Origin of the sequence: Gluconobacter thailandicus F149-1 = NBRC 100600 (genome assembly GCF_000964465.1) — a bacterium.
Lineage (GTDB): Bacteria > Pseudomonadota > Alphaproteobacteria > Acetobacterales > Acetobacteraceae > Gluconobacter > Gluconobacter thailandicus.
Map to the genome: position 1 here is coordinate 78,778 of NZ_BANH01000017.1, position 26,319 is coordinate 105,096.

The following is a 26,319-nucleotide window of genomic DNA, read 5'->3' on the forward strand; positions in this document are numbered from 1 at the left end:
CGTGGAGGGTGCACATGCCGGATAAACAGAACATCATCGGGAAAGGCGTCTATACCGTCTCGGAAGCGGCATTGCTTGCGCGTGTTCCTGCGCCGCGTATTCGTGCCTGGCTGTTTGGGCATGGTGCTGATGCTGTCCTAAGCCCTGAACTGCAACCAGAAGATGGGCATGAGGGACTGACCTTTCTTAATCTCGTGGAGATACGTTTCGTCCAGGAACTGCGGGCATCTGGCGTGTCACTTCAAGCTATTCGGCGCATGGTGGAGAACGCCCGGCGCATGTTTGGAACGGATCACCCCTTTGCTTCCGGGCAATTCCATACGGACGGCAAGGCTGTGTTCTTCCAGGCGGCTGAAGAGGCTCCGGAAAGAAGTCTTATCAACCTCATTGATGGCAATGGGGCCATGCTGGATATTCTGGAGCAGAGTTTCCGGCGTTCCCTGAGTTTCAGCAAGGCGGACGGGCTTGCGGAGACATGGCAGCCCTATGCGGAACTAAGCCGAGTTGTGGTGGACGCTCATCGCCAGTTCGGGCGGCCTATTGATCGTTCGGGTGTTCCGACACAGGTTCTGGCGCAGGCATTGCGGGCAGAGAACGGGGATGTACGAAAAGTGGCGTCCTGGTGGGAGGTTCCGGAAGAGGCTGTGACGCAGGCTGCTGAATTTGAGTTCAAGATCAATCAGCGGCTTGCGGCTTGAGGTTCGTTTTCGACGAGAACCATCCGCCACCTTTGGCACGGATGCTCGCAGAAATAGCCAAAGCTGAGCCCTATGACATTGCCTCTGTCGTCTCGCTGGGCCTTCGCGGGACAAAAGATACCGATCTATTCCGGCTACTCACGAATGGTGCAGAAGGTCGGAATATTCTGATTACAGCCGATGCAGCAATGAAACGCCGTAGGCATGAGGCAGCCGCTATTCAGGATACAGGCTTGATCGTGGTGGTCTGTGCCAGAGGCTGGAATCAGGAGCGTGATATCTTTCGCCGTGGTGCCATGCTGCTGCAATGGTGGCGTCAAATCGTGACATGTTCGGAAGATGCGTTGCCAGGCACATTTCTGGAGTTGCCCTGGAAGAGCCGGGGAATTGGAAAGCTGGCACGCTGGAAGCCATGAGAGGCAACCTGTAAGAAATCCTTACAAGTTGGGGCGGTAAGTTTAGGCTTGGCCGTTAACGGCCCGAAGGTGTGGGGCCTTGCTTACCCGCTCTGTTGGCCCAGCGCTGGGCGTTTGCAGGAAACTGAGCCTGAAAAGTCGAAAGATTTGACTCTCATTTCTAGGATCATTCTAACATCAAAGGGTTTTGACGTTAGGCTAGTCACGTCTAGGAAGTTTGATAACAGGATTGAGGGCAATTCTAACGTCAAAGGAGCTTGGCGTTATTGCGTTCTTACCTAGACCATAGGCGTTGCGAAACGGAATCAAAATAATACCCAAGCTCTAAGTTTGGCGAACTGTTGGCTAGGGATTATGTAAGAGGAGGCCATGTGCGGCCCGGCGATGTGTCCGGAGTACAAAATATCCGATCAGGCCTGCTGCCATCAGTGTGAATATCAGTAGGCCACCCGATCCTGAGTTTGATTTTTTATAGAACTGGGAACAGCACGAGATGCGACAGAAGATAAGGGCTCACTTGGGGTAGTGTATCCTGCAGTCTCGTCGGTTGTGGCCTTTGTGTCGTGCCGGGGTTTCTGCCAACTTTTAGGCAGAATATCGGTGGTCTCATTGGAAAATTGGCGCGCTGGAATCCATAGGCTCAACCTGTAAGAGGCCCTTACAGGTTGAGCGGGGAGTAGCATTTAAGCTGCTAATTTCTTGTAGAATGCAGCCTGCTCTTGATCACGCAGCGGCTATTCTTTGAAGTAACTCCACACAAATTCTATGCCTTTGTCCGTGATCTTAAAGCCGCCTTTCACGTCCTCGGCATAGCCTTGGTATATGAAATTGGACTTGCTCGTCTTGTGCGACTTCAGGTTGCGAACACTTTGAGAGAACTTTGAATCCTTTCGGCTTTCATTTGTCGCTGTATGGTCGTCTGACAACTTCACAAATTTTGGAATTGCATCAATCAGTTCACTGGTCGTGATCACGCCATCCGGGCGTACAGACATAATAAGCAGGGCGTATTTCCAAAGGTCTTTGGTCAGGTCGATTTCGACTGGACCGGCTTCTTTAGGAGAGACCGATGATTGCTCGATGCGGGCCGGTGCCGGGATTGCCCGCATGCGTTGCTGTTTGCGCTCCGCTGCTGCGATCTTCTTCACGCTCTCGGCAACGGGAAGGTCCTCTGGCATAATGCCGCTGAGCTCCTTCATTGTCTCCCGAACTTTTCGCCCTACTTCGTAGTGAGCATTACATGCATGTTCTTTTCCAATGATGTTCTTGCTACGTAATTTTTCTTCGGTTTGAGTAATGCGGAAGAGATTAGCTGCCAGTTCAGTGCTTCCCATGTGGTCGAGAATATTAGCTTTCCCTGGTAAGCTTTTGTACTGCCTGATCTCTCCAACCCCACGGCCCCCATATAGCCCTTGGTAACCTTTATTTTGGAATTTCCCAAAATCTTGGCCCGTTTGTACACCGGCAGCTTTAGCTGCGCTGGCTAGTCGCTTATTTTCAGCCACGACTTGGTTTCGTAGATATAAACGCTTTTGATTTTCGGAGAGAGTATCAAAGTCGACGCCATCTTGGTCGGCTAATTCTTGGCGCCGGGTCTGAATAGCAAAGTATGTTTGAGCAAAGGCAACCTGTCGCAGGGAAGAAGATGCGTTTTGCGCGATTAAATATGAAGCGTACCTATCTAGCTCAAAATCTTTAGATGGTCGGCCCCCCTTGGGGTTTTTCCCCGCTTGGGGAAAAACCTCCTGAAAATGATTCTCGATGGGGTGCCCAGCGGTAGCGCAGGCGGTTTTCGCCCGTTCAATAACCTGCTCGAACTTGTCCCATTTCTGGTATCCCAATAGTGTCTGTAAGTCACGAGCAAACCATATTTTATCGCCATTTGGCGCTTCATGACCGGCTTGTTCGAACTGATCAAGTAAAGACTCGATACTGCTCATTTCATTTTTTTCGGAATCGAACTTATCAATATCCACGATTCTCTCCGTGCCGAGAAAGTTATTGTAAATTACTATGTGGTTTGAATTCTAGAAAGATTAATAACCGCACCTTTCCGGTACAGTTTTTTGCCAGCATGTTTCATGTCGCCAGCATCTTAACCGAGTGATCACTCTCCGTTCGAACTATTGAGTAATTCTCAATAGTTGCTCCTGCTCATCGGGGCGTCTCCTCTTTCAGCCGCACGCCGGGGCCGCCTCCGTTTTGGGGGATGAACTCTACGCCTGCGGCTTCCAGGGCTTTTCGGATGGCTGTGATCGTATTCTCTTTAAGGGGTTCGCCCCGCTCGAGCCGGGCAATCGTATCCGGCGATACATTGGCTTCACGAGCCAAATCACGGACGCCCCAAGCTATAGCGGCGCGCGCCATCTTACATTGAACAGGTAGCAAAATCAGAACCCTGATACGATTTCTATTGCAGAGAGATCGTAACTGTGTTCCGATATATGGGCAAGAAATTTGCAGCCGGTAGGGAAGGTGCAAGCTCCCAAACCGGCCTAACCACATACCGAGAGGAACCTCGGCAATGGCTATTCATGCCTTTACCACGTCCGGCTTGCGCCGGGCAGTGATTGCTTCTGCGCACCTTGTTTCTGAGGCTGCACCTGCTGTTCTGGGGGCAGGTCTGTTCCTGCTGTCTGTCGTGACACTCGCTCAGCCGGAGCACCTGCATGGCCCGGCGCAGGCTGGTCATCACCATACCCATTCCTCCCTCCTGCTGGTGTCTGCGAAAGCGGAAAGGGGGCGTTCATGATGAACGATCAGTCCAAGGCGAGAATGGCAACTGTAGCGGGTCTGGGCCGTCTCGCCGGGCTGGCAGCCATGACAGGAACAGACGCCATTACGGCGGACTCTCTTTCGTTCTGTCCGCCTCCTGTGGATTCACACTTGGTTGGTCTCTGCGCGGATCTGGCTGCCACGGAAAGAGAGCGGCAACGTCAGCTTGACCAGGCACACAGTCTTCCGGCGTCTCGCCTGGGGGGACTGCTGGCCCGGCGTCAGACGTTGATTGCTGCGGTCTGTGAGACGAAGGCAGGCAGTCTGGACGGTCTTAAGGCCAAGAGCAGAGCCACGCGGCTTGTGCTTGGGGATGCGGTGGTCCCGCGTAACATGCGGGAGGCCCTGATGCGCTCCCTGCTGGAAGACATGCAGGGAGGGCTCCTGTGATGCAGACGTTCAAGGTTAATGCGGGCGGAGAGAATGCGGCTGATGTGTCGCCAGATGCCGTGCTGATCCGTCTGTGCGGTGAGTTCGTGCAGACTGTGCGGGCCAAGGATGCGCTTATGGAGACGGCTCCAGCCAGTCCTGAGGCTCAGGCTGTTTCTGATCGGGCACGTGAGCTGCTGGATGATCTTCTGGTGCAGCGTGCGACAACGCCGGAAGGCCAGAAAGCCCAGATGGACGCTCTAAAGGCATTAGGACGGCCGGTGCTTGATTATGAGCAGATGATCCGTGAGGCTCCAGACTGGTTTGGGCAGGTCGCTGCGGCCATCATCCGTGATCAGGCGCAGGTTATGCAGGTTCGCCCGGCGGAGCCAGTTGTTTCCGCTCCTGTGGGGCCGGTGTCACCCTATGAGGCTGCTGTTCGTATGCGCCGGGCTCAGAAGCTCAAGGATCAGAGGACTGATTACCTTGAAACTTTGGAAGACGGGCAGGAGATAAGGAAACGGCGCTGGTCTGCCCTTGATGCGCAGGCGGCCGAAAGTGTCGAACTGCTGTTGCATGATCTGATGCCGCTTCTGCCGTCTGCCTCCCTGGTGGACGCTACGGTTCAGGTGTTCGCGGCCCTGGAAACGCTTCAGGCAGTGGATCTGGAGCCGGTGGGCGGAAGTGCGCCTCTGTATCGGTCCGAGAATGTCACACGGATCATGCGGTGTCTGTCCTCAGCATTGCCCGTCCTTATGGCAGCCTGTGGGCAGGACCTGACGGACGTTCTGGACCCTGCGGCGCTGAGCCTGCCAGAAGCTGAGCACGGGCTTTTCAAGACACTCTGGCAAGGCTCTGAGGTGATGGCATGACCGGGCTGTCTTTAGCCTCGTCTGGGCTGGCTCGCGCTGGGTATGTTCACGGCTTGTTTCCTTTTGGCGCCGGGCGCATGGTGACGGATGGCGCGGCTAGGTCTGGCCGCCGAACGCCGGAACCCCACGTCTGGCCCGCCGCGCCGCTCCAGTTCATGCGTGGGGACGGCTGGCGTGGGGCGGCTATGGGTCATCAGTTAGATGCAGCAGAGCGCTTTGCTCGTGGTGAGCGGGTGTTTCTGCATGAATTAATTCCGCTCTGGGCGCCTGAAGAGTTGGAAGCGTTCGTCATTATCGCCCGCATGGTGCAGCGGTTTGGTGGTTTTGAGGCTAACCGAAACGATGCCTGCCGTCGGATACTTAAAAACCGGGGTATCGTCGAGGGCCAGCCTCTGCCTCCAGAGGCGGTATGGCCAAACGAGCAATTATCTAGAGCGTTGAATTATGATTGGGGTCTCGGGGCAAAGTGGGATCAAGTCGATAAAAAAGTCCGAGAAGTATTGGTTCAACCTAATATTCAGACGGGCTTTGTCGACACGAAGAGTGATTATGGTGACATCAGGGAGTGCCACCATCGCATGTGGGCCCGGCGTCGTATCGGTATGCCGCGGCCTGATGTTGTTGATGAAAATGGTCTGTTTCTTAAACGCTTAAAGGTCTTTGGGAGTGAAAGTAGACAGACATGGTGTGCTGTCGACATAGAAGTCTGTGCAAGAGATATAAACTCTGGAAACGAGCCTTCTCCGTCCTTGTCTACCGCTGTGAACAGACAGAAAATCAGCCGTCTTGTTTCAGAAAATCCAGAAGCGGTTCCTAGGGATCAGCCGCAAACAGATACAAGTTCTGCCTTGGCCGGCTCTCAGAAAACCAAGCGCGGATATGATGACGACAGGTGGCTGAAAAAGATGAAGGCTGGCCTTGAAAGCGGGGAATACCCGAACCTCTGGCAGGCAGCCAGCGCATGCGCTCTTGGGGCCGGTGGTAGCGAAGAGGAACAAGTGAGAGAAAAACGCTTGGTGCGAAAATTTAAAGCAAAATATCGAGAATGAGCCCAGCGTTTTTGGGGCAGTAAAAGGTCCTCATAACTTCTCATTTTTCATTTCTGAGAAGTTCTCCGAAGAAATGAGAAGGCGTGTCGTTCCACTGAATAGCCGCACCAGTTCGCAATAAGGCGGATTGGCAGGAGCGGAGTATCGCAAATGGAAATGTCGGTTGTCCGTGAAGAGCGGAGCCGTAGAGGAGCCCGTGTGAGTGCTCGTCGGCTGGTGCTGTCTGAGACTGAGACGGCAGAGGAGCTTTCGCTCTCTGTCCGGACTTTGCAGTCCATGCGTTTTGAGGGCACGGGACCTGCTTTTATCAAATTGACGGAGCGCCGGATTGGCTATGCGCTCTCTGAGTTGGAGCGTTGGATTTCTGAACGCTCTGTCCGCTCAACGTCAGAGGCAACGGTGCGAGCCCAGCGGGAGGCCGCACCATGCTGACAGCCTCTCATACGGTTTCACGGAGTGCGCCTGCATCGCGCCGGGCCGGTGATCTGCTTTGGCCGTCTCTGGAAGACAGCAAGCCGGATCTGCTTACGCGCCTTATGACGTTCTTCCGTGGCTGTGACGATTACGTGCAGAACAGCCCTTGGCGTCGTGACATGAGTGAGACCCTGCGTCTGCATGGCCGTGATGAGTTCCGTCCTGTGCCGTCTCAGGATGCTGTGATTGGCCTTCTGGCAGCGTGGTCAGAACTGCGGAAGGTTCTGCTGGCTGACGACGCCTTTCTTGCCCTGGTCCATCCAGACATGCCGGAAGACGCGCCTGATCAGTTCCAGTCTTTGAAGGCTGCCTTGATGTGGTTCCGCATTGGATTGGACCGGGATGTTCGCACGGTCGAGGCGAGGAACTGGCTGGATGCTCTCGGCTGGCAGGACATTCTCACTCTGGCAGAAAAGCGGGATCAGGCAGCCGAACGGTTGATTGCTGGAACTGCCATCGTCGGTCCGGAAGGTGACATCGTGGCTCTACCTGCGGCCCGGCGGGAGGGCGCGGTATGACCGAGATGATGCCTCTTCAGTTCGAAGGCCAGAATGTCCGGGTGCTGAACCGTGAAGGTGTTGCCTGGTGGGTGCTGACGGATGTGTGCGGTCTTCTCGGTCATAGCAATCCGTCTGTAGCGGGTCGGCGTCTGGATGATGACGAAAAGGATACCCTAAACATTGGCGAGGGCATCCGGGACGGCGGGGTCTTTGCTGACGGACGGGCTCAGTCCGTTGTCCTCATCAATGAATCCGGTCTCTGGTCGTTGGTCCTGACAAGCCGGAAGCCTGCTGCAAAGCGGTTCAAGAAGTGGGTGACAGGCGAGGTCATTCCGTCAATCCGCCGCACGGGTGCCTATGTCGCATCTTCTGCTGGAGACACGTCTGAGACGCTGATGGCGCGTGCTGTTCTGGCAGCTCAGGAAGCTCTCCAGCGGAAGGATGCCGAACTGGTGGCGCTGGCTCCGAAAGCCTTAGCCTATGATCGCATCGCCGGGATGGACGGACTGCTAACCCTCACGGAAGCGGCCAAGGAATGTGGGTGGCCGCCGCGTCGGTTCATGGCTCGTCTTCACGAGATGCGCTGGATCTATCGGGCCGGAAACAAGAGCCGCTGGATTGGTTATGCGGACAAGGAACGGGCTGGCTATCTCTCTTACAAGCATTTTGAGCAGACGCACCCGGAAGGGCATTTGGTGAGCCGCCCTCAGGTGGTGCTGACCCTCAAAGGGCTGGCCCGTATTGCCCAGATCCTCCCTGCTCTAGGGGAAGTGGTATGAGCTCTACTCTTGGGCATTTAATCACATTGGGTCTCCAGCAGCCTGCGCGGGTGAGTGGCAGCGATTGGAGCGAGAAAGACCGGGAGTGCTTGAGAAAGGCTGAAAAGCTTGTCCGGGGCTCCCAAGATAGGGTCATTGCAGGTTGTGTCCTTATCCCGGTTGGTGAGAGCGAAGACGCTCTTGCAAGGTTGGTGCGACGCATCAATGAACAGCGCAACGATTACTGGCCTAGCCCTATTTGCAAGGAAGATTTGGCGGGAGGCTTTCTTCTTCTGCACGATCTGACTGTGCCACTCCTCTGGGGCGCAGAGTGGTTACGCGAACAGATTTTTCTCCGGACGGACGAAGCAACCTCAGCGGCTGTACGGGCTCTTAATGTCTTTCAGGCGCAAATGGATCTGCGGCGTCAAATGCTGGTCTGGGGTGGAGAGGGAGAGTTACCACCTTGCCCTGAAGAGGAATGGCGGATTGCGTCGTTGGCTCTCGCCCGTCTCGGTGAGGTGGATACAGAGACCTGGAGCCAAAAGGCGCAACCCGCATGAGGCAGCATGACGCGGGCACACTCTCACGGATGCTGGCGGAACGCATTGGCGTTCTGGCGCGGGAACTGCTGCCGAACGGCCGGAAGGACGGAGCGGAATGGCGTTGTGGGTCTCTGGCTGGTGAGAAAGGCCAAAGCCTTGCCGTTCATCTGAATGGTTCTCGTGCAGGTGTCTGGGCTGACTTCAGCTCAGGCGAACGCGGGGATGCGCTGGATCTGGTGGCGGCTGTCCTTTTCGGTGGTGAGCGGAAAGAAGCCATGAAATGGGCTGTCAGCTGGCTCGGGCTGGGTGATGGTTCTGCACCGACTTTCCGTGCTCCTGAACGGAGGCAGCCTGTTCCAGATAGGCGGAACGATGAACTGGATCAGGAGGCCCAGCGCAAGCGAGCTTCTGCGCGTCGGCTATGGCATGACACGGCACCTGGTATCGCAGGAACGCCAGTAGAGGCTTATCTCGCCGGGCGCGGGATTGTTCTGCGTGAGCTTGGGCGTGCTCCTGGCGCGCTGCGTTTCAATCCGTCTGTCTGGTGCGGAGAAGTGCAGAGGCCGCTTCCAGCCATGCTTGCGGCCATCTGTGGCCCATCCGGAAAGCTGGTGGCCGTTCATCGGACGTGGCTGGGTCAGACGCCCGGCGGCCAATGGGTCAAGGCTGATCTTCAGAACGCCAAGAAGGTGCTGGGATCGTTTGCCAGTGGGTGCATTCGCCTATGGCGCGGAGCCTCTGGCAAGGCGTTGGGTGTAGCTCCAGACGATGACGTGACGGTTATCGCGGAAGGCATTGAAACAGCGCTGTCCGTGGCTGTGGCCTGTCCTGAGTTCCGTGTGCTGTCTGCGGTCTCACTGAGCAACATGGCTGCCGTCGCTCTGCCGGACACGCTCAAAAATATCATCTTCGCGGCTGACAATGACAGCGGGAATGAAAAAGCCCGTCGCGCTCTGGAAGCCGCTCTCAAGAAATTCGCATCGCAGGGCCGCACGGTTCGGCTCGCCATGCCTGAAATCGTACATGGAGACTGGAACGATGTCCTCCGGGGAAAAGACACAGACGGGAAGCCAGAGCGGCCGGTCTGATATTCGCAAGGGAATTGAGAACGCCAAGGTGTTCCAACTTCCGGCAACGGGACGAAACGACGCAAAACAGCAGGAAGTCAGTGAAGACCGGCGGTTTATTTATCGAGATGATGGGATCTGGCGTCGTAACGGTGATGGCGCTCCGTATTTCATCTGCGGACCTGTCGAGGTGCTGGGAGAATCACGCGATGAAGCCGGGCAGAACTGGGGGCTTCTCTTGGCTTGGCATGACCGTGATGGACATCGGCATGAAGAAGCTTTTGCCCGTGCCTTGTTCGCGGGAGATGGCAATGAGATCCGGAGCCGTTTGGCTGATGGTGGTCTGACACTTGGCGCCGGGCCGAAAGCCAAGGCCGCGTTCCTGGAGTGGCTGGCGAGTTTGCAGAGTTCGCAACGTGCGAGAAGTGTGACGAAGATCGGCTGGCATCGCTTCGGGGGTGGGGATGTGTTTGTTCTGCCTGATGAAACGCTGGGTGAAACTTCTGAGCGTGTGGTTTTGCAGACGCTGGATCGTGAAGCGTCTCTGTTTGGGGTTTCAGGCAGCGTAGAAGATTGGAAACTCCAGATTGGTGCGCTGTGCATGAAGAACAGCCGTCTAATCTTCGCAGCCTCGTGTGCCTTTGCTGCGCCTCTTCTGGGGCTGCTGGGTGAAGAGGGCGGCGGCATCTCCTTCAAGGGTTCTAGTCGTCTGGGTAAGTCTACGGCCTTGCGCGTGGCGGCCTCTGTGTGTGGTGGCACACCTCAGAACGGGGCAGGGGGTTACATTCGCTCCTGGCGTTCTACGTCCAACGGTATCGAGAGCACGGCCTTGGCAAGTTGTGACGTGCTGCTGCCACTGGATGAGATCGGGCAGCTGGACCCGCGTGAGGCTGGTGAGATTGCCTATTTGCTCTCGAACGGGCAGGGCAAGGCGCGTGCTTCTCGGACGGGTGGAGCGCGGACGGTGGCGCGGTTTCGCATTCTGTTCCTGTCCACCGGCGAGTTGGGGCTTGCGGATCTCAACCGGGAAGCTGGAAAGGCGACAAAGGCCGGGCAGGAAGTGCGGTTTGCTGATCTGCCAGCAGACGCCGGGCATGGTCGTGGATTGTTTGAAGATGTGCATGACCATGACACGCCAGACGCTTTCGCCCGTCACCTGCGCGTTGTCACAGGGCAGTATTATGGCGCACCGCTACGAGCGTTCCTGTTGCGGCTTACGGATGAACTGCGGATGAAAGGGAATGACGTCATACAGGATCGGTTGCGCGGTCGTATGGCGGCTCTGACGGCTCAGTGGTTGCAGTCCTATCCTGAGGCATCCGGACAGGTGCGCAGTGTGGCTGCACGATTTGCGATGGTGGCAGCAGGTGGAGAACTTGCGACGGAATACGGTCTGACAGGCTGGGACAATGACACGCCCGGCGTGATGGCGGAGATCTGTTTCGCTGCATGGCTGGCAGAGCGCGGAACGGTTGGACGGCGTGAGGATGAGCAGGCTGTTGCCCAGGTGCGAGACTTCATTGCCAAGAATGGGGAGGCCCGGTTTGAACGTTGGGTTGATCCTGTCCAGGGGGACGCAGCGCAGTCCGAAGAAAGCCAACCACCGGGGGAGAGGTTCCGGACGCAGAACCGGGCAGGCTGGAAACGTTGGATGAAAGGTGAGGAAGGAAAGCATGAGTGGCGTTACTTCCTGACAGCAGAGGGAATGTCCGAAGCTCTATCAGGGTTGAACCGGCGCAATGCTACACAGACGCTGATTGAGACGGGCTATCTCATGCCTGGCAAGAACAAGAACTCGACTGTCATTTCTCCGCCGGGCCATCGCAATATCCGGGCGTATGAGGTGAAGGCTTCTATTTTGGGAACGGAAGAGGGGGATCGCTGAGGCGATCTCTTTTCGCCATGCGCTGGACGCATGAGTTCAAGGTGTCTCTTTTGAGTATACCAATACGAGACGGTCTTGTGAGACACGGGATTGGCGGATTTCCTTGTCTCATTTGGGTTGATTTTTCCATATGAGACATTCTATGAGAAAGGTCTAGACCCAAACGAGACACTTGGAGCCGCCATATGACCATCTACGGTTACGCCCGCGTCAGCACCACCGACCAGGATCTGACAATTCAGGAGCAGGCTCTCAAAGCGGCTGGGTGTCAGGTCATTCGTTCCGAGAAGGTGTCAGGGACTTCAACCGCCGGGCGTCGAGAGCTGCAAACCCTGCTCGCCTTCCTACAGGCAGGTGACATGCTGGTGGTGACGCGGATTGATCGCCTGGCTCGATCCATCGCGGATCTGCAAACCATCATGCTCACACTCAAAGACAAGGGCGCGGCTTTGCGTTGCACGGAGCAGCCAGTGGATACGACCACGGCAGCGGGCAAGGCGTTCCTGGACATGCTGGGTGTGTTTGCGGAGTTCGAGACGAACCTGCGGCGTGAGCGTCAGCTGGAAGGGATCAAGGCCGCTAAAGAACGTGGCGTCTATACCGGCCGCAAGTCCTCGATTGATGCTGACGTGGTGAGGAAGCTGAGAGATGAGGGAATCGGGCCTGTTGAGATAGCCAAGCGTCTCGGCATTGGTAGGGCCAGTGTCTATCGCATCCTATCTGCTGATCTCTGAGCCTGTTGCGATCCAGGTGCTTGGTCTGCGCGGGCAGCGCAGGAAGTTTCCTTCCCGCATTTTTTGCCTCCCTATGCATTAAGCGCATATCGCTACCTTTTGAGGCTGGCATATGCGGATGGGCGTGTTTGGGAGGTGTTAAAGAAAAACCCTAGTTTTCTGCGGAATAGCCCTAAGAGCCAATAACACCTTTTAGAAGGTGTTACGCCTGAACTATGAAAGGTGTTATTGGAAAACTGTTATAAAACAGATGCTTATCAGTCGAATAACACCCTAACACCTTTAACACCGTTTTCATGGCAAGGGTAAGAAAGGCAGGAGCAGAGACCTCAAAGGTATGCGTTTTGTGCATGGGTCTGAAAAAAGGAAGGGCAGGGCCAGCAGGATCAGGCGGCAATCCGGAAAATGTTTGGGTCCCTCCTGGAGGGTTTGCCGTCCGGGGGTAATTCGCACCCTGGTAAGAGGCACTTTCTGCATAAATCAGGAATCGGGTTTGTGTTGTTGTTGCTGCTCGCAGCATGACAGCGACAGCGGCCAATATTTTTCAGATGAGTCCGGATTGAGTCCGGAAGATCTATTAAGGTGAATATAGACCCTGATCTGGAAGACGGTTTAGGCACCGCAGAGATCATCTAAAAAGCGCAGATTTTCAAGGGTAAGACCGGAAACGGAGCTTGGTGGGCACACAAGGGCTCGAACCTTGGACCCGCTGATTAAGAGTCAGCTGCTCTACCAACTGAGCTATGTGCCCGTCGCTCCGTTTCCGGTGAGGCGCCTTATAAAGGGAAGCGCTGGTATCGTGCAAGAGGGATTCGCAGAAAAAATGAACAAATCTGCAAAACCTTCTAAAAATAGTTTCTTATGACTGGTTCAGAAGCCGCATGAGACTCTCGAACTGTTCAAGAGAGCGATAGTCGATCTTGAGAGAGCCGCCTTTTTTTCCGTCGTAAGAAATTCGGACTTTCAGGCCCAGACGAAGAGCAAGATCTTCCTCGATCTGAACGATCTCTGCATCGCGTCGACTTTTGGACGCTGGTTTCTTTTCTGATTTTTCTGCGACAAGAGCCTCTGTCTGGCGGACGTTCAGACCTTTTTCCAGAACGATCCTGGCAGCTGCTGCCGGGTCTGGGTGGCCCAGAAGGGCACGGGCATGGCCAGCGGTCAATTCACCCTGGCGGACATGAGCGCGTACCTCAGCTGGAAGGTTGAGCAGACGCATGGTGTTGGTGATGTGAGGGCGGGATTTGCCGACGGCACCTGCAAGCTCTTCCTGTGTCAGCGTATAATCATTGATGAGGCGCTGGAGACCTTCGGCTTCTTCGATCGGATTCAGGTCTGCGCGCTGAAGATTTTCCACCAGCGCAGCCGCCATGGCATCGGTGTCATCCAGCTGACGCACATGCACCGGCACGCTGTGTAGTCCTGCAAGCTGCGACGCGCGCCAGCGGCGTTCACCGGCGATGATCTGGTAACGCTCAGGATTCGCGGGGTCAGGGCGTACCAGAAGGGGCTGAAGGACACCTCTGGAGCGGATGGAGTTGGCCAGTTCCTCCAGACGCTCCGGATTCATATCCCGGCGCGGCTGGAAGGGGCTTGGCTCCAGAACGTCTATAGGAAGAGACGTATGCTGTTGTACCGGAGCATTGGCGCGCGTTGTCCGGGCAAGCTGAGGGGCCTGATCGCCCAGAAGGGCGGCAAGTCCACGACCGAGGCGCGGGGAAGTGTCCTTTTTGGCCATCGCAGCTTATGCCTTTGTCCTGTTCTCGTTTCGCTTCAGAAGCTCGTCAGCCAGCGCCAGATAAGCGACTGCGCCCGTGGAACGAGCATCATAGTTCAGCACGGGGCTGCCGTGGCTCTGGGCTTCTGAGATACGGATATTTCTGGGAATCAGTGTTTCGAGAACCTGCTCTCCAAAGAAGCCACGAGCATCCTGCGCGACGAGTTCCGAAAGATTGTTCCGACGATCATACATCGTCAGCACGATGCCTTCGAGATGCAGGTCTGCATTGAAGGCGCGCCGGACACGATCAATGGTGCGCACAAGCTGGCTGATTCCTTCAAGCGCAAAGAACTCGCACTGAAGTGGGACCAGAACGCTGTCGGATGCGACCAGAGCATTCAGAGTCAGGAGACCGAGACTGGGAGGACAGTCGATCAGGATAGTATCATAATCGCCTTCAAGAGCGCGGAGTGCATCACGAAGACGATATTCCCGGCGCTCATCCCCGATCATTTCCAGTTCGGCACCCGCCAGTTCGTTATTGGCGGTGATGATCGAAAGATTCTCGAATTCGGTTGGCTGGGCGAGGGCGTGTGGCTCTGCTTCCTGCATCAGGGCAGCATAGGTGCCGACATTCCGCTGATCATACTCGATGCCCAACCCGGTCGAGGCATTGCCCTGAGGGTCCAGATCAACGAGCAGAACGCGCTGTTTCCGTGCCAGCGCGGCAGCCAGGTTGATTGTGGTTGTGGTCTTGCCAACACCGCCCTTCTGGTTGGTGACGGCAATGATGCGGGTGGTGGGGGATACGGAATTAGACGACACGCTTGAAATCACTGACCTTGATGATGGCTCCGCTGGGGTCGGTGCGGCTGGGAAGAATGGTGGATGTCATGTGCCAGTCACGGCTTGCCTCGGTCAACTCATCCTGCGCCTTTATACCCTTGAGAAACAGACAAAATCCGTTTTCTTTCACGAAAGGACGTGCCCATCCGAGAAGTTTGACGAGAGGGGCCAGTGCACGGGCGGTAATAATATCGGCTTCTGGTGGGGTTGCCGCTTCAATCCGCTTGGGAAGGACGGTGACATTGGCCTCGCAGATGCGGCCGGCTTCCCGCAGGAAGGCACACTTTCGTTGGTCTGACTCAATGAGTGTGACCGGGTTACCTGTTGCGATTGCCAGAATAAGCCCAGGAAAGCCACCGCCTGACCCGAGATCGGTAATAGTGGCGCCTGACGGGATCAGATCTGCGAGTTGCAGGCTGTCCTGAATATGGCGGGGCCAGAGTTGGCCCAGATCTTTCGGGCTGACCAGATTGATCTTCGCATTCCACTGCACGAGGAGGTCGGCGAAGCGCTCCAGTCTGGCCTGCGTTTCACGTGAAACGGTGGTCATGACAGGGTCCTTACATGGGCCAGCAGGGCAACCAGAGCGGCAGGTGTCACACCTCTAACGCGTTGTGCGGCTGCAAAGCTGGTCGGACGGGCCTGAGTAAAACGCTCGCGCATTTCGCTGCTCAGGCCGCCAATAGCGTTGTAGTTCAGATTGTCTGGCAGTGCGATGGCACTCTCAGACGCAAGCTGTTTGATCTCCCGATCCTGCCTGTGCAGATAGCCGCCATAGCGCGCTTCCGTTTCCACATGGCGACGAATACGGAGAGGCAGTTCTGCGAACCATGGAGCAAGATTCAGCACTTTTGAATGGTCGCCATTGCTCGCCAGAACATCCAGAACACTTCGCCGCCGTCCATCAAGCGAGACTTCAAACCCGATGTCTTTGAGTGTCTGGGGTAAAAAGGTCGTAGAGGCGGACTGAGCCATGGCGGCGTCAATCTGGGTCTTCATGCCAGTAAAAGCATTGGCACGCTCGGCCAACACGCATCCGGCCGCCATGCCCTTGGGTGTCAGGCGCAGGTCTGCGTTATCGGCGCGTAGTATCAGACGGTACTCGGCGCGCGAGGTGAACATGCGATAAGGTTCGCTAATGCCGTGCAGCGTCAGATCATCAATCATAACGCCCAGATAAGCATCGCTCCGATCCAGAATGAGCGGATCATTTCCGGCGGTAGCCCGAGCAGCATTCAGCCCGGCGAGCAGACCTTGGGCGCCAGCTTCTTCATAGCCTGTCGTGCCGTTGATCTGTCCTGCCAGATAAAGCCCCGGCAGACTGCGTAACTGAAGGGACGGCAGGAGCTCTCGTGGATCGACATAGTCGTATTCCACGGCATATCCAGCGGTTACAATCCGGGCGTTTTCCAGACCTGGCATGGAGGCGATCATAAGCGCCTGAACATCGGCAGGGAGGCTGGTGCTGATACCGTTTGGGTAAACAAGGTCGCCACCTGGATTTCCGGGGAGTGCTTCTGGCTCCAGAAAGACCTGATGGGAAGACCGCTCTGCGAAGCGGACCACCTTGTCTTCGATCGATGGGCAATAGCGTGGGCCACGCCCTGCGATTGCGCCGCCATACATGGCGGAACGATGCAGGTTTTCGTTGATGATGCGGTGTGTTTCCGGCGTCGTCTGGCTGATGCGGCACGAAACCTGTTCGTTCGTGATGCGGTCGGTCAGAGGGCTGAAAGGCTCCGGGATATCATCACCGCGATCTTCTGGCAGGTTGTCCCAGTCGATGCTGTCTTTGGCAATGCGGGGTGGTGTGCCAGTCTTGAGGCGGCCCATCCGCAAGTTGAGGGCTTCCAGACGTTCGCCCAGTTTCGTCGCTGGAGCTTCACCGATGCGTCCGGCAAGTTGCTGCTCATGGCCAACATGGATCACGCCGCGCAGGAAGGTCCCTGTTGTGAGGACTACAGCACCACAACGGAAAGAACGACCATCTTCGCAGATGACACCGCAGATCTGTCCGTTTTCTTCAATCAGATCCCCAACGGCTCCCGCCATGATCGTCAGGTTAGGCGTTTCTGCCAGAAGGGTTTGAATGGCCGTTTTGTAAAGAGAGCGGTCAGCCTGCGCGCGCGGGCCATGTACTGCCGGCCCCTTGGAGCGATTGAGCAGCTTGAAGTGGATGCCAGCTCGATCGGCAGCCTTGCCCATCAGGCCATCCAGCGCGTCGATCTCGCGCACGAGATGGCCTTTGCCAATTCCGCCAATAGCAGGATTGCAGGACATGGCTCCAATGGTTTCGAGCTTATGTGTCAGCAGGAGCGTTCTGGCCCCAAAGCGTGCAGACGCTGCGGCTGCTTCGCACCCGGCATGACCGCCGCCGATCACGATGACATCGAAATCGCTCAAAACCTACTTCCCGATACAGAACTGCCCGAAAATTGCATCGAGCAGGGATTCAACATCAACACGTCCCGTCAGACGCCCCAGAGCCTGCATGGAGAGGCGAAGTTCTTCACCACGCAGTTCAGGCCAGGTGGCAGTCTGGGCGCGGTCCAGATGAGTGACGGCTTCCTGAATACCTGCACGATGGCGTGCCCGGGTAAGAGGCGGTGCACCGGCGCTAGCGGTCAGTGCCGAGACACGTTCCGTCAGTACGGACCGAAGTGCCGACAATCCATCACCTGTCTGGGTGCTGATGCCTAGCATGTTCGGCGGGGCAGATGCGATGTCGATTTTCGTACGAACCGCAATTTCATCGTCAGACAGGGCGTCCGTAGTTTCGTCTGGCCCGATCAGATGCAGAATAACGTCTGCCTGTTTCACGTGAAACAAAGCCCGGCGAATGCCCTCGGCTTCGATCTCATCCTCCGTTTCACGAAGACCCGCAGTGTCGATTAGACGGAGGCGAACACCATTCAAAACCCAGTCGACCGCAATGGCGTCCCGTGTTGTGCCTGCGCGATGCGTGACGATTGCTGCATCATATCCGGATAACGTATTGAGAAGACTGGATTTTCCGACATTTGGAGAGCCCGCGATCACGACTGTCAGCCCCTGTCGCATCAGTTCACCGCGATTGTCCTGCAAGTGAGCGGACATTTCGCGATGCAAGGCAGACATTTCAGCCAGAAGCGTCTCTTCAACTTCTGGCGGAAGATCTTCATCGGGGAAATCGATCAGGGCTTCCTGATGGGCAAGAACAAGCCTGAGTCGTTGTGCCCAGCCATCATACAGCCGGCTAAGAGCCCCGTCGGCCTGTTGAAGCGCCTGTTTGCGCTGACTTTCCGTCTCGGAATCGACCAGGTCAGCAATGGCTTCAGCTTGCAGGAGGTCCAGACGACCTTTCTGCACAGCGCGTTTTGTGAACTCTCCCGGTTCTGCAGGACGTGCACCCCGATCGGTCAGAGCATCCGCAACGCGAGTGATAACAGCGGGTCCAGCATGAAGGTGGAGTTCGAACCCGTCTTCGCCGGTGTAGGATTTCGGTCCAGGAAGCCAGAGAACCACGGCATGATCCAGCACTTCGCCTTGATGACGCAGGCTGCGCAGGCTGGCGCGTCGAGGATCAGGAAGGGAACCGCAGAGGCTCTTGAGAAGTTCGGCGCTTCCGGGTCCGCTGGCGCGCATGATGGCAATGGCTGCGCGGCCTGCGCCTGTTGCCAAAGCAAAAATGACCTGCGGAGCAGAAGACGAGAAGGGAATCATGCCTTCATATGTAGTGCAGGATGCCATCCTGTGAAAACGGCCTGAATACAAAAGAAAAAGGGCGGCCCGTATCCGGACCGCCCTTTTCTGTCAGACTGACAGGGTCTGGAGAGGCTTACTGAGCCTGATCCACGCCCGTGTGTGTCTGCGGGGAGAAGGTCCAGCCTTCGCCATAAGGCTGCGGCATGTAGGCCATCCAGCCCTTGGAAGAGACGTTCCAGCCGGCCGTGGAAACCGCAGTACCCGATGTGCGGAGCTTGCGAATATCCGAGGCAGACAGGGTTCCTGGAGCCTGGTTGCCCCAGCTCTTGCGCATGAAGTTCACAACATCGGCGATCTGCTGGTCAGACAGATGATCGCGGAAGCCCGGCATGGCAACAGCAGATGGCGCCGTATTCGTCGGAGGCAGAATACCGCCGAATGTCACGATGTTGGCCATTGAGGTTGCATTGTCCGTGATGACGACCGGGTTGCCAGCCAGCGGCGGGAACATGCGGTTGACACCAGTGCCATCGTTCATATGGCAGATGGCACAGTTGTGGAGGTAAACCTCTGCGCCTGCATCACCCTTGCCACCGGCTTCGAGCAGGGCCGTGGCCTTGCCGTCATCCTGACCCAGGTTTTTGCCTTCCGGAACGACCGGCATGCTCTTCAGGTACTTGGCCGTTGCGTGCAGATCGTCGTCGGTCCAGTGCTGGGTGCTGTAGGCCACCACGTCAGCCATGCCACCGAAGACGGCAGAATGGTCGATACGGCCGCTCTTCAGGAACTCGGCAATGTCGTCTTCAGACCAGCGACCCAGACCCGTGTCGCTATTGCTACGCAGGCTGGGAGCAATCCAGTTGTCGATCGGTGCGCCACCGGAGAGGTAAGCGTTGCCGTCCTTGGCCGTATAGCCCTTGACCTGCATGGCCATGCCACGGGGCGTATGACACTCGCCACAATGGCCTGGGCCATTCACGAGGTATTCGCCACGCGCCACTTCCGGATCGGAGATGCTCTTGTCGAGGCCTGGTGTGACAGTCGGAACAAACATCGCGCGCCAGATGGCCAACGGCCAGCGCATGTTCATCGGCCAGGAGATGTCCGGCTGCTTGTTCTGAAGGGCGACCGGCTTCACGCCATGCATGAAGAAGGCATACATGGCCTTGATGTCGTCATCAGACAGGCGAGCGAACTCAGGATACGGCATGGCCGGATAAACCGTCGCGCCGTCCTTGCGGATACCCTTACGGATCGCCTTCGTGAAATCTTCGAGTGTATAGTTGCCGATACCGTATTTCGGGTCAGGCGTGATGTTGGTGGAGTAGATCGTGCCGATCGGGCTCTTGATCTCCAGACCACCAGCAAAAGGCTGGCCGTGTAGTGCGGTATGGCAGGCAACGCAGTCAGACAGGCGGGCCACGTAGGCACCGCGCTGAATCAGGGCGTCATCAGCGTCCTGGGCTTGGGCAGCACCGAAAGACACTGCCATGAGGCCGACTGCGGCCGCGTATTTCCATCCCTGTTTCATCTCAGATACCAGTCTGTCCCGAGTTAATGCCTTGAGCATGTCACGTCATTCCTTTCAGCGTGACGGTTTCCCGTCACGGATGGTCCGGCGTTGCAGGCGCAACCGAACCCTGAGGGACGTTGAGGAATTCGCCGTTAGGGACGCCTGCCTCATTCTCTCGGGCCTTGACTTCGTCTGCGTAGGACTCGTTGGCGCGCTTCACAAGGAAGTTGCGGATGTCTTCGATTTCAGCTGGCGACATGGACGTGTCGAAACGGTCCATACCGTAGGCCGTTAGAGCACCCTTGCCGACGAGCTTGTAGAACTTCTCCTCTCCACGGATCGCACCGGACCAGCGCAGGTCTGGCAGAACACCGCCGGAGATACCGTTGTCACCATGGCAGGCTGCGCAATAGGTCTGGAACTGGAAGTAGCCGTCCTTGATCTTGGCTTCATCCCATTTCTCAGGCGGCTTCACTGGAACGAAGCCGAGTTCGTTCTTGGCCGGCAGCTTGTCGTTGCCGTCGAGAGCGAAAGCGATGATCCGGGAGTGATTGACTGTCCAGCCGGACGTACGGGCTACGCCGCCCAGGAAGAACGGATAGATACCGCCCCAGCCCACTTCAACAGCCACATACTGCTTGCCGTTGGCCGTATAAGTGACCGGTGGAGCAATGATGGCGCTTTGTGCCGGGAACGTGAAGAGGTCCTTGCCCGTCGTCGCGTCGTAGGCATGGAATTCACCGTTGGCGAGACCCTGGAACAGAACGCCACCAGCCGTTGCCAGAAGACCGCCATTCCACGGACCCTTGTGGTCAACCGTGAAGGCTGCCTGCTGCTTCTGCGGATCCCATGCAACGATCCAGCCCTTCAGATCCTTCAGGAACTGGGCCTTGTCAGCCTTGTGCTGTGGATCGTTGTCATCAAGCAGGCCGATCTTGTTCATGTCGAGGCCAAGGTTCCAGCTGTCGTGGTGAGCCTTGAAGCCACCCTTCTGCGGATCGTAAACGAAGGGAACCTGCTGGGCGGGAATGTAAACCAGCTTCGTCTGTGGGCTGTAAGCCATGGCAGCGAAGTTATGGCCACCCAGATCGCCGGGGATGCCGTACCAGGGCTTGCCGTTCAGCGTCCAGAGAGCATCTGGATTGTAGTTCGGACGGCCCGTGACCGGGTCCAGGCCATTGGCCCAGTTCTCGTAGGTGTAAGGCTTGCCGGAGATAAACTTACCGGTCTTGGCGTCGATGATGTAGAAGAAGCCGTTTTTGGGTGCATGAACGAGCACATGGCGCATTTCGCCATTGACCGGCATGTCGAGCGCCATGATCTGCTGGACCGAGGTGTAATCCCACTGGTCCATCGGCGTTTCCTGGAAATGCCAGACGTATTTGCCGGTGTCAGGATTGATCGCCACGATGCTGCCGAGGAAGAGGTTGTTGCCTTTTCCTTCCGAGCGGAACTTGTAGTTCCAGGGTGAGCCGTTGCCGACGCCAAGGTAAACAAGATCCGTTACGGGGTCATAGATCAGCGAATCCCAGACGGTTCCGCCACCGCCCTGCTGCTTCCATGCGCCGCCCTTGCCCCATGTCGGATAAGCCTTGGACATCAGCACGTCGTCAGACGCTGCGCCGTCCGGCTTGTTGTCAGGGTTCGGAACGGTGAAGAAGCGCCAGTCCATCTTGCCCGTTTCAGCGTCATACGCCGTCACAAAGCCACGGGCGCCGAACTCTGCACCGCCGTTGCCGATGATGACCTTGCCCTTGGCGATACGGGGAGCACCGTCAACCGTGTAGGAGCGCTGGTGACCCAGCTGCGCTTCCTTGGGAACCGTATAGACGCTCCAGACCAGCTTGCCGGTCTTGGCATCCAGGGCAATCAGGCGACCGTCGAAGGTGCCGAAATAGACTTTGCCGTTCCAGTAGGCTGCACCACGGTTGACCGTATCGCAGCAGCCGCGGTCGGCGATGTTGCCTGGAACCTTTGGATCGTAAGACCACAGCAGCTTGCCCGTAGCTGCATCCAGAGCCTTCATCTTGCTCCAGTTTGTGGTGGCGTACATGACGCCATCAACGATCAGCGGCGTACCTTCCTGACCACGGTTGGTATCCAGATCGTAGTGCCATGCCAGCTTCAGATTGCTCGCATTGTCCTTGGTGATCTGATCCAGCGGGCTGTAGCGCTGCTCGGAATAGGTCCGGCCATAGCTCATCCAGTCACCCGGATGCTGGTCGGCGTTTGTAATGGCTGTTCCTGTGTCCTCAGCCAGGGCGACAGGAGAGGTGGCGCAGAATGCCAGAGCAGCAGCGCAACCCAGAAGGCGCTTCTTCGTAACGTTGATCGGCGTCAGTAGACCAGAAACCATGATCCGACTGTCCTTTTTGCAAAGACTGTTCCTGTTACTGGTATTCAGACCAATCAAGTCCTGATAGGCGCCTCTCGGGTCCAAGGTGCCCTCAGTTTCTCAAGTCGTCTGGAAAACCAGCATCACGAGAACTTACTACTCCTTATTTTATTGTTTGTCGGAAACTGGGCTTCTGACGTTTCCGTGAGCACTATCCGCGTAAAATCGCTCGCTTAATTACATGAGAATTATTCTTAATAACCAACAACCAAACAGCTTTAGTGTCTGTCGCAGTTTTGACACAAAAAATGGCAGTTTCTCAACAAAGTGCGTAATATTTCATGAAATCATACAAAAATGATCCCATATGTTATTTGAGAATACCGGCCTCCCTGCATATGCGTGACACGCATGTATTTTTTTCTCAGGGACTCTTTTAGGGAAGCATGATTGACGCTTTCCGGGGGATGGGGCAGCGTATCTGTATGCCACAGCTTTCCTGCCATTCCCCTCTCGGAGCCCTGACCATCAGTGAAGATGACGGGCGTATTGTTGCTCTCGATTGGGGGTGGGGGCGCGATCAGGAAGAGACGCCGCTCCTGGTGAAGGTTCGTGATCTTCTCGAAAAGTATTTTGATGGGGAACGGGTCGATTTCAGGGGGCTTCCGTTCTCGCCCTATGGAACGCCTTACCGCCAGAAAATCTGGAAAGCCATTCTGGACATCCCATACGGAGAAACCCGGACCTATGCGGAAATTGCAGCACAGGCTGGAGGGTCCGCCCGGTCTATTGGGGGGGCTATGGGGGCTAACCCAATTCCAGTTCTCATTCCCTGTCATCGTGTCGTAGGGGCGACCGGGCTAGGGGGGTATTCCGGGTTAAATGGGGTCGAAGACAAGAAAATCCTTCTTGATCTCGAAAAAGGCGACTGAAAACGTCAATAAAAAAGGGGAGCAGAAGCTCCCCTTTTTTTGCATGAACCAGACGACTATCAGTTGTTCATGGCTTCGAAGAAGTCGTTGTTGGATTTGCTGTACTTCAGCTTGTCCAGCAGGAAGTCCATGGCATCCATCGTGCCCATCGGCGCGAGGATACGACGCAGGACCCACATCTTGGACAGTTCAGCGCGGTCAACGAGCAGCTCTTCCTTACGCGTGCCCGACTTGGTGATGTCGATGGCGGGGAAGGTGCGCTTGTCAGCCAGCTTGCGATCCAGGATGAGTTCGGCGTTACCGGTGCCCTTGAACTCTTCGAAAATCACTTCGTCCATGCGCGAACCGGTATCGATCAGCGCCGTAGCGATGATGGTGAGCGAACCACCTTCTTCGATGTTACGGGCCGCACCGAAGAAGCGCTTCGGGCGCTGCAGCGCGTTGGCATCCACACCGCCGGTCAGCACTTTGCCGGATGATGGCACAACGGTGTTGTAGGCACGGGCCAGACGGGTGATGGAATCCAGAAGGATCACGACGTCACGCTTGTGCTCAACCAGGCGCTTGGCCTTTTCGAGAACCATTTCCGTCACCTGAACATGGCGTGTTGCCGGTTCATCGAAGGTGGAGGAAACAACTTCACCGCGCACGGAGCGGGCCATGTCCGTCACTTCTTCCGGGCGTTCGTCGATCAAAAGAACGATCAGGAAGACTTCCGGATGGTTTGCGGAAATGGAGGCTGCGATGCTCTGGAGCATCACCGTCTTACCTGTACGCGGCGGAGCGACGATCAGGGCGCGCTGGCCCATGCCGATCGGCGTGACAAGGTCGATGACGCGCGGCGTATAGTCGCGCTGGTCTTTCTTGCCCTTGCTGCGGGGGGAGGTCTCGGAAACAGCAGGTTCGGACTGTTCAACTTCCATCTTCAGGCGACGCTCAGGGTAGAGCGGCGTCAGGTTATCGAAGTTGATACGCGTCCGAACGACGTCCGGATCTTCGAAGTTGATGGTGTTGACCTTGAGGAGCGCGAAATAACGCTCGCCATCGCGCGGGGCGCGGATCTGGCCTTCAACCGTATCACCGGGACGCAGACCGAAACGTCGCACCTGCGTCGGGGAAATGTAGATGTCGTCCGGGCCGGGAAGATAATTTGCTTCCGGGCTGCGCAGGAAACCGAAACCGTCCGGCAGGATTTCCAGCGTACCCTCGCCATAGATCGCCTGATCGCGTTCGGCGAGGGTCTTGAGGATAGCAAACATGATGTCCTGCTTACGCATGGACGAGACGTTCTCGATCTCCAGTTCCTCTGCATAAGCCAGCAGATCGGCCGGAGATTTTTTCTTGAGTTCGGCGAGATGCATGAAAAACGCGCCTTATGTGCCCTTGGGGCAAACCTTATGGGGGGAGGATGTGCCTGCCTGATGCAGAACTGATCAAAGCAGAGGCTCCGGACGTCAGGCGCCTTTCAGGGCGTGGCATCGGGAGCAAACGTCATCCGGTTAGGAAAGGAGACCGGGCGGCTGATAACCACCAGGAAGTCACAGTTGGATTACCGGAGCGCGCGAAGGGGTGTCAAGTCTCACGCGCCCGGTGACGTCACTTTGATGTGGGTCAATGTGCCAGCATGGCGTCTGCCGTGCGGAGGGACAGGGCCATGATCGTGAGGGCCGGGTTGGCGGCGGTGGCGCTGGGGAATGTGGAATGATCGCTGATCCACAGATTGTCGATATCGAAGCTCTGCCCATAAGGCGTGACAACAGCGGAGCCGGAATCTTTCCCCATGCGCGCTGTACCCATCATATGGGCAGCCCGATCCAGAATGCGAAGATCCCTGACACCGATGGCGTCCCACATGCTGGTCAGCAGACGGGAAGCATGGGCATGCATGGCCAGTTCGTTAGGGCCGTAACTGTGCGTGATGAGAGGCTTCGGGATGCCAAAGCTGTCTTTTTCGTCCGACAATACAACACGGTTCTCCGGGCTGGGCATACAGTCCCCATGGATGCCCATGCCGATGCTCCGATTGTATCCCGCAAGGGTACGGACAAGATCTGCCCCGCGACGCGTAGATCCGCGCGCAATGTTGGAGGCCCAGGTAATGGGCATCATGCCAAGGGACTGGATCAGGTACCCTCCAGCAAAATCCGCATCTTTCGGGCGCATCATGTCTTCGGTGATCGTCAGGGAGGGATAGCCACGATTGGGACGGACTTCCTGGTCAATCTCACCCCAGATCTGGGTTGAGATATGGGTCATGTAATTTTCCCCAACCTGCCCTGAGCTGTTGGCGAGCCCATTATGCAGAAGCAGACGGGCAGTCTCGACAGCACCAGCGGACAAAACCAGTTTCTCACACCGCTGGCGAATATCCTGACCGTTCTGTTTATAGACCACGCCTGTGACGCGACCTGCCTGATCCGTTTCGATGGTATGAACGAAACACCCCGGTCGGATTTCGGCTCCATGGGCAACGGCGAAAGGAAGCCACGTGTTATCGGCGCCTGACTTCGCCCCGTTCCGGCACCCCTGATGGCAGGCTCCACAGCTGACGCAGCCCTGTCGCGTGCCAAAATGAGGCTGATTGAAGGAGCGTGTAATCAGCGCGGTCGGACCGTCAGCATGGCGAAGGCCGATTGCGTCACAGGCTTCCCGCATTTTTACGGCTGCGGGATTGGCCGGCGGCGGCGCGTAGGCGTAATGCCGCGAGGAATCCCATGGATACTGGGGCGGCCCAGAGACACCGATGAAAGCTTCCACTTCCTCAATATAGGGAAGCAGTTCTTCATACCGGAACGGCCAGTCCACGCTGAGACCCGTCTCCGTCTGCAGCTGAAAATCGCGCGCATCAGGACGGGGGAGGAAGGCACCGTAGTGGAGAAGCGATCCGCCGACCCCGGTTCCGCTATTGTTGCCGCCAAAGGGCTGGGGGTTGCGGCCGCCAGAAAGACGTTCGTTGAGCCAGTAGATTTCGCGGGCTTCGATTTCGTCAGATGTATAGTGCGAGGGCGTAAATTTCGGGCCGGCCTCCAGCACAAGAACGCTTTTGCCTGCCTGGGCCAGGCGCGCGGCCAGAGGGGCGCCTCCTGCACCACTTCCAATAATAATGACGTCCAGAATATCCGTCTCGGCATAAGTCTTCATTCTTCA

25 protein-coding genes and 1 tRNA gene are annotated in these 26,319 nt (G+C 56.7%); 14 read left to right on the forward strand and 12 right to left on the reverse strand.

What is annotated here, in order from left to right:
- The first annotated feature begins 14 nt into the window (after nt 1-14).
- Together B7444_RS05690 and B7444_RS05695 are read left to right on the forward strand one after the other, a co-directional pair.
- Nucleotides 15-698, forward strand: a complete 684-nt coding sequence (locus B7444_RS05690; RefSeq protein ID WP_007282957.1) for a MerR family transcriptional regulator — start codon at nt 15-17, stop codon at nt 696-698.
- Nucleotides 695-1,114 carry a PIN-like domain-containing protein gene (locus B7444_RS05695; protein WP_035729529.1) on the forward strand — a complete coding sequence of 140 codons (420 nt, stop codon included), beginning with the start codon at nt 695-697 and terminating at the stop codon, nt 1,112-1,114. Before B7444_RS05690 ends, B7444_RS05695 begins: the two co-directional genes overlap by 4 nt.
- A 734-nt stretch (nt 1,115-1,848) precedes the next feature.
- On the opposite strand, the gene dinD is transcribed toward B7444_RS05695, so the two are convergent.
- Both dinD and B7444_RS05705 read right to left on the reverse strand, forming a co-directional pair.
- Nucleotides 1,849-3,090 (reverse strand): DNA damage-inducible protein D, encoded by a 1,242-nt coding sequence (gene dinD / locus B7444_RS05700; protein ID WP_007282959.1) that lies wholly within the window; start codon nt 3,088-3,090, stop codon nt 1,849-1,851.
- A gap of 178 nt (nt 3,091-3,268) precedes the next feature.
- A complete protein-coding gene (locus B7444_RS05705; protein ID WP_035729532.1) occupies nt 3,269-3,481 on the reverse strand; it encodes a helix-turn-helix domain-containing protein in 213 nt (70 codons plus the stop codon).
- A gap of 157 nt (nt 3,482-3,638) precedes the next feature.
- On the opposite strand from B7444_RS05705, the gene B7444_RS05710 reads away from it, so the two are divergent.
- The 11 genes from B7444_RS05710 to B7444_RS05760 all read left to right on the forward strand — a co-directional run bounded on the left by B7444_RS05710 (nt 3,639) and on the right by B7444_RS05760 (nt 12,142).
- Nucleotides 3,639-3,866, forward strand: coding sequence for a hypothetical protein (locus tag B7444_RS05710; RefSeq protein ID WP_007282961.1), 228 nt, complete (start codon nt 3,639-3,641; stop codon nt 3,864-3,866).
- Nucleotides 3,863-4,279 (forward strand): hypothetical protein, encoded by a 417-nt coding sequence (locus B7444_RS05715; protein ID WP_007282962.1) that lies wholly within the window; start codon nt 3,863-3,865, stop codon nt 4,277-4,279. Before B7444_RS05710 ends, B7444_RS05715 begins: the two co-directional genes overlap by 4 nt.
- Nucleotides 4,279-5,130 carry a hypothetical protein gene (locus tag B7444_RS05720; RefSeq protein ID WP_007282963.1) on the forward strand — a complete coding sequence of 284 codons (852 nt, stop codon included), beginning with the start codon at nt 4,279-4,281 and terminating at the stop codon, nt 5,128-5,130. The genes B7444_RS05715 and B7444_RS05720 overlap by 1 nt, the downstream gene beginning before the upstream one ends.
- Nucleotides 5,127-6,179, forward strand: coding sequence for a hypothetical protein (locus tag B7444_RS17115; protein WP_007282964.1), 1,053 nt, complete (start codon nt 5,127-5,129; stop codon nt 6,177-6,179). The genes B7444_RS05720 and B7444_RS17115 overlap by 4 nt, the downstream gene beginning before the upstream one ends.
- 150 nt (nt 6,180-6,329) lie before the next feature.
- On the forward strand, nt 6,330-6,611 hold the full coding sequence (locus tag B7444_RS05730; protein ID WP_007282966.1) for a helix-turn-helix transcriptional regulator: 282 nt from the start codon (nt 6,330-6,332) through the stop codon (nt 6,609-6,611).
- Nucleotides 6,605-7,171 (forward strand): hypothetical protein, encoded by a 567-nt coding sequence (locus B7444_RS05735; RefSeq protein WP_007282967.1) that lies wholly within the window; start codon nt 6,605-6,607, stop codon nt 7,169-7,171. The genes B7444_RS05730 and B7444_RS05735 overlap by 7 nt, the downstream gene beginning before the upstream one ends.
- On the forward strand, nt 7,168-7,932 hold the full coding sequence (locus B7444_RS05740) for a phage antirepressor (RefSeq protein ID WP_007282968.1): 765 nt from the start codon (nt 7,168-7,170) through the stop codon (nt 7,930-7,932). Before B7444_RS05735 ends, B7444_RS05740 begins: the two co-directional genes overlap by 4 nt.
- Entirely contained in the window at nt 7,929-8,474 is a 546-nt protein-coding gene (locus B7444_RS05745; protein ID WP_035729536.1) for a hypothetical protein, read from the forward strand. The genes B7444_RS05740 and B7444_RS05745 overlap by 4 nt, the downstream gene beginning before the upstream one ends.
- Entirely contained in the window at nt 8,471-9,544 is a 1,074-nt protein-coding gene (locus B7444_RS05750; RefSeq protein ID WP_186810572.1) for a DUF7146 domain-containing protein, read from the forward strand. Before B7444_RS05745 ends, B7444_RS05750 begins: the two co-directional genes overlap by 4 nt.
- Nucleotides 9,495-11,408 (forward strand): DUF927 domain-containing protein, encoded by a 1,914-nt coding sequence (locus tag B7444_RS05755; protein WP_007282971.1) that lies wholly within the window; start codon nt 9,495-9,497, stop codon nt 11,406-11,408. Before B7444_RS05750 ends, B7444_RS05755 begins: the two co-directional genes overlap by 50 nt.
- Nucleotides 11,409-11,593: 185 nt before the next feature.
- Entirely contained in the window at nt 11,594-12,142 is a 549-nt protein-coding gene (locus tag B7444_RS05760; protein ID WP_007282972.1) for a recombinase family protein, read from the forward strand.
- Between the two features lie 675 nt (nt 12,143-12,817).
- Here the strand turns inward: B7444_RS05760 and B7444_RS05770 are convergent.
- The 8 genes from B7444_RS05770 to B7444_RS05805 form a co-directional block, all read right to left on the reverse strand.
- Nucleotides 12,818-12,893: transfer RNA gene (locus B7444_RS05770), tRNA-Lys, on the reverse strand.
- Between the two features lie 108 nt (nt 12,894-13,001).
- Complete coding sequence (locus tag B7444_RS05775) at nt 13,002-13,880, reverse strand: ParB/RepB/Spo0J family partition protein (protein ID WP_007282973.1); 879 nt, start codon at nt 13,878-13,880, stop codon at nt 13,002-13,004.
- 6 nt (nt 13,881-13,886) lie between these two features.
- Complete coding sequence (locus tag B7444_RS05780; protein WP_007282974.1) at nt 13,887-14,687, reverse strand: ParA family protein; 801 nt, start codon at nt 14,685-14,687, stop codon at nt 13,887-13,889.
- A complete protein-coding gene (gene rsmG, locus B7444_RS05785; RefSeq protein WP_007282975.1) occupies nt 14,677-15,258 on the reverse strand; it encodes a 16S rRNA (guanine(527)-N(7))-methyltransferase RsmG in 582 nt (193 codons plus the stop codon). The genes B7444_RS05780 and rsmG overlap by 11 nt, the downstream gene beginning before the upstream one ends.
- Nucleotides 15,255-17,111: a tRNA uridine-5-carboxymethylaminomethyl(34) synthesis enzyme MnmG gene (gene mnmG, locus B7444_RS05790; protein ID WP_007282976.1), complete on the reverse strand. Its 1,857-nt coding sequence runs from the start codon at nt 17,109-17,111 to the stop codon at nt 15,255-15,257. The genes rsmG and mnmG overlap by 4 nt, the downstream gene beginning before the upstream one ends.
- Before the next feature lie 3 nt (nt 17,112-17,114).
- Entirely contained in the window at nt 17,115-18,410 is a 1,296-nt protein-coding gene (mnmE, locus tag B7444_RS05795) for a tRNA uridine-5-carboxymethylaminomethyl(34) synthesis GTPase MnmE (RefSeq protein ID WP_016738471.1), read from the reverse strand.
- Between the two features lie 115 nt (nt 18,411-18,525).
- Nucleotides 18,526-19,962, reverse strand: a complete 1,437-nt coding sequence (locus B7444_RS05800; protein ID WP_016738470.1) for a cytochrome c — start codon at nt 19,960-19,962, stop codon at nt 18,526-18,528.
- 34 nt (nt 19,963-19,996) lie between these two features.
- Nucleotides 19,997-22,261 (reverse strand): PQQ-dependent dehydrogenase, methanol/ethanol family, encoded by a 2,265-nt coding sequence (locus B7444_RS05805; protein WP_016738469.1) that lies wholly within the window; start codon nt 22,259-22,261, stop codon nt 19,997-19,999.
- Between the two features lie 425 nt (nt 22,262-22,686).
- On the opposite strand from B7444_RS05805, the gene B7444_RS05810 reads away from it, so the two are divergent.
- Nucleotides 22,687-23,172 (forward strand): methylated-DNA--[protein]-cysteine S-methyltransferase, encoded by a 486-nt coding sequence (locus B7444_RS05810; protein ID WP_035729544.1) that lies wholly within the window; start codon nt 22,687-22,689, stop codon nt 23,170-23,172.
- Nucleotides 23,173-23,231: 59 nt separating this feature from the next.
- Here the strand turns inward: B7444_RS05810 and rho are convergent, their stop codons facing one another.
- Both rho and B7444_RS05820 read right to left on the reverse strand, forming a co-directional pair.
- Nucleotides 23,232-24,533 (reverse strand): transcription termination factor Rho, encoded by a 1,302-nt coding sequence (gene rho / locus B7444_RS05815; protein WP_007282982.1) that lies wholly within the window; start codon nt 24,531-24,533, stop codon nt 23,232-23,234.
- Between the two features lie 250 nt (nt 24,534-24,783).
- Nucleotides 24,784-26,313 (reverse strand): GMC family oxidoreductase, encoded by a 1,530-nt coding sequence (locus tag B7444_RS05820; protein ID WP_007282983.1) that lies wholly within the window; start codon nt 26,311-26,313, stop codon nt 24,784-24,786.
- Between the last annotated feature and the right edge of the window lie 6 nt (nt 26,314-26,319).

Excerpts from the sequence above, each read along its gene's own strand:
- B7444_RS05690 (WP_007282957.1), top strand. The coding sequence starts at position 15 with ATGCCGGATAAACAGAACATCATCGGGAAAGGCGTCTATACCGTCTCG.
- B7444_RS05705 (WP_035729532.1), bottom strand. The coding sequence starts at position 3,481 with ATGGCGCGCGCCGCTATAGCTTGGGGCGTCCGTGATTTGGCTCGTGAA.
- B7444_RS05710 (WP_007282961.1), top strand. The coding sequence starts at position 3,639 with ATGGCTATTCATGCCTTTACCACGTCCGGCTTGCGCCGGGCAGTGATT.
- B7444_RS05715 (WP_007282962.1), top strand. The coding sequence starts at position 3,863 with ATGATGAACGATCAGTCCAAGGCGAGAATGGCAACTGTAGCGGGTCTG.
- B7444_RS05720 (WP_007282963.1), top strand. The coding sequence starts at position 4,279 with ATGCAGACGTTCAAGGTTAATGCGGGCGGAGAGAATGCGGCTGATGTG.
- B7444_RS17115 (WP_007282964.1), top strand. The coding sequence starts at position 5,127 with ATGACCGGGCTGTCTTTAGCCTCGTCTGGGCTGGCTCGCGCTGGGTAT.
- B7444_RS05730 (WP_007282966.1), top strand. The coding sequence starts at position 6,330 with ATGGAAATGTCGGTTGTCCGTGAAGAGCGGAGCCGTAGAGGAGCCCGT.
- B7444_RS05735 (WP_007282967.1), top strand. The coding sequence starts at position 6,605 with ATGCTGACAGCCTCTCATACGGTTTCACGGAGTGCGCCTGCATCGCGC.
- B7444_RS05740 (WP_007282968.1), top strand. The coding sequence starts at position 7,168 with ATGACCGAGATGATGCCTCTTCAGTTCGAAGGCCAGAATGTCCGGGTG.
- B7444_RS05745 (WP_035729536.1), top strand. The coding sequence starts at position 7,929 with ATGAGCTCTACTCTTGGGCATTTAATCACATTGGGTCTCCAGCAGCCT.
- B7444_RS05750 (WP_186810572.1), top strand. The coding sequence starts at position 8,471 with ATGAGGCAGCATGACGCGGGCACACTCTCACGGATGCTGGCGGAACGC.
- B7444_RS05755 (WP_007282971.1), top strand. The coding sequence starts at position 9,495 with ATGTCCTCCGGGGAAAAGACACAGACGGGAAGCCAGAGCGGCCGGTCT.
- B7444_RS05760 (WP_007282972.1), top strand. The coding sequence starts at position 11,594 with ATGACCATCTACGGTTACGCCCGCGTCAGCACCACCGACCAGGATCTG.
- B7444_RS05775 (WP_007282973.1), bottom strand. The coding sequence starts at position 13,880 with ATGGCCAAAAAGGACACTTCCCCGCGCCTCGGTCGTGGACTTGCCGCC.
- rsmG (WP_007282975.1), bottom strand. The coding sequence starts at position 15,258 with ATGACCACCGTTTCACGTGAAACGCAGGCCAGACTGGAGCGCTTCGCC.
- mnmE (WP_016738471.1), bottom strand. The coding sequence starts at position 18,410 with ATGATTCCCTTCTCGTCTTCTGCTCCGCAGGTCATTTTTGCTTTGGCA.
- B7444_RS05800 (WP_016738470.1), bottom strand. The coding sequence starts at position 19,962 with ATGCTCAAGGCATTAACTCGGGACAGACTGGTATCTGAGATGAAACAG.
- B7444_RS05805 (WP_016738469.1), bottom strand. The coding sequence starts at position 22,261 with ATGGTTTCTGGTCTACTGACGCCGATCAACGTTACGAAGAAGCGCCTT.
- B7444_RS05810 (WP_035729544.1), top strand. The coding sequence starts at position 22,687 with ATGATTGACGCTTTCCGGGGGATGGGGCAGCGTATCTGTATGCCACAG.
- rho (WP_007282982.1), bottom strand. The coding sequence starts at position 24,533 with ATGCATCTCGCCGAACTCAAGAAAAAATCTCCGGCCGATCTGCTGGCT.
- B7444_RS05820 (WP_007282983.1), bottom strand. The coding sequence starts at position 26,313 with ATGAAGACTTATGCCGAGACGGATATTCTGGACGTCATTATTATTGGA.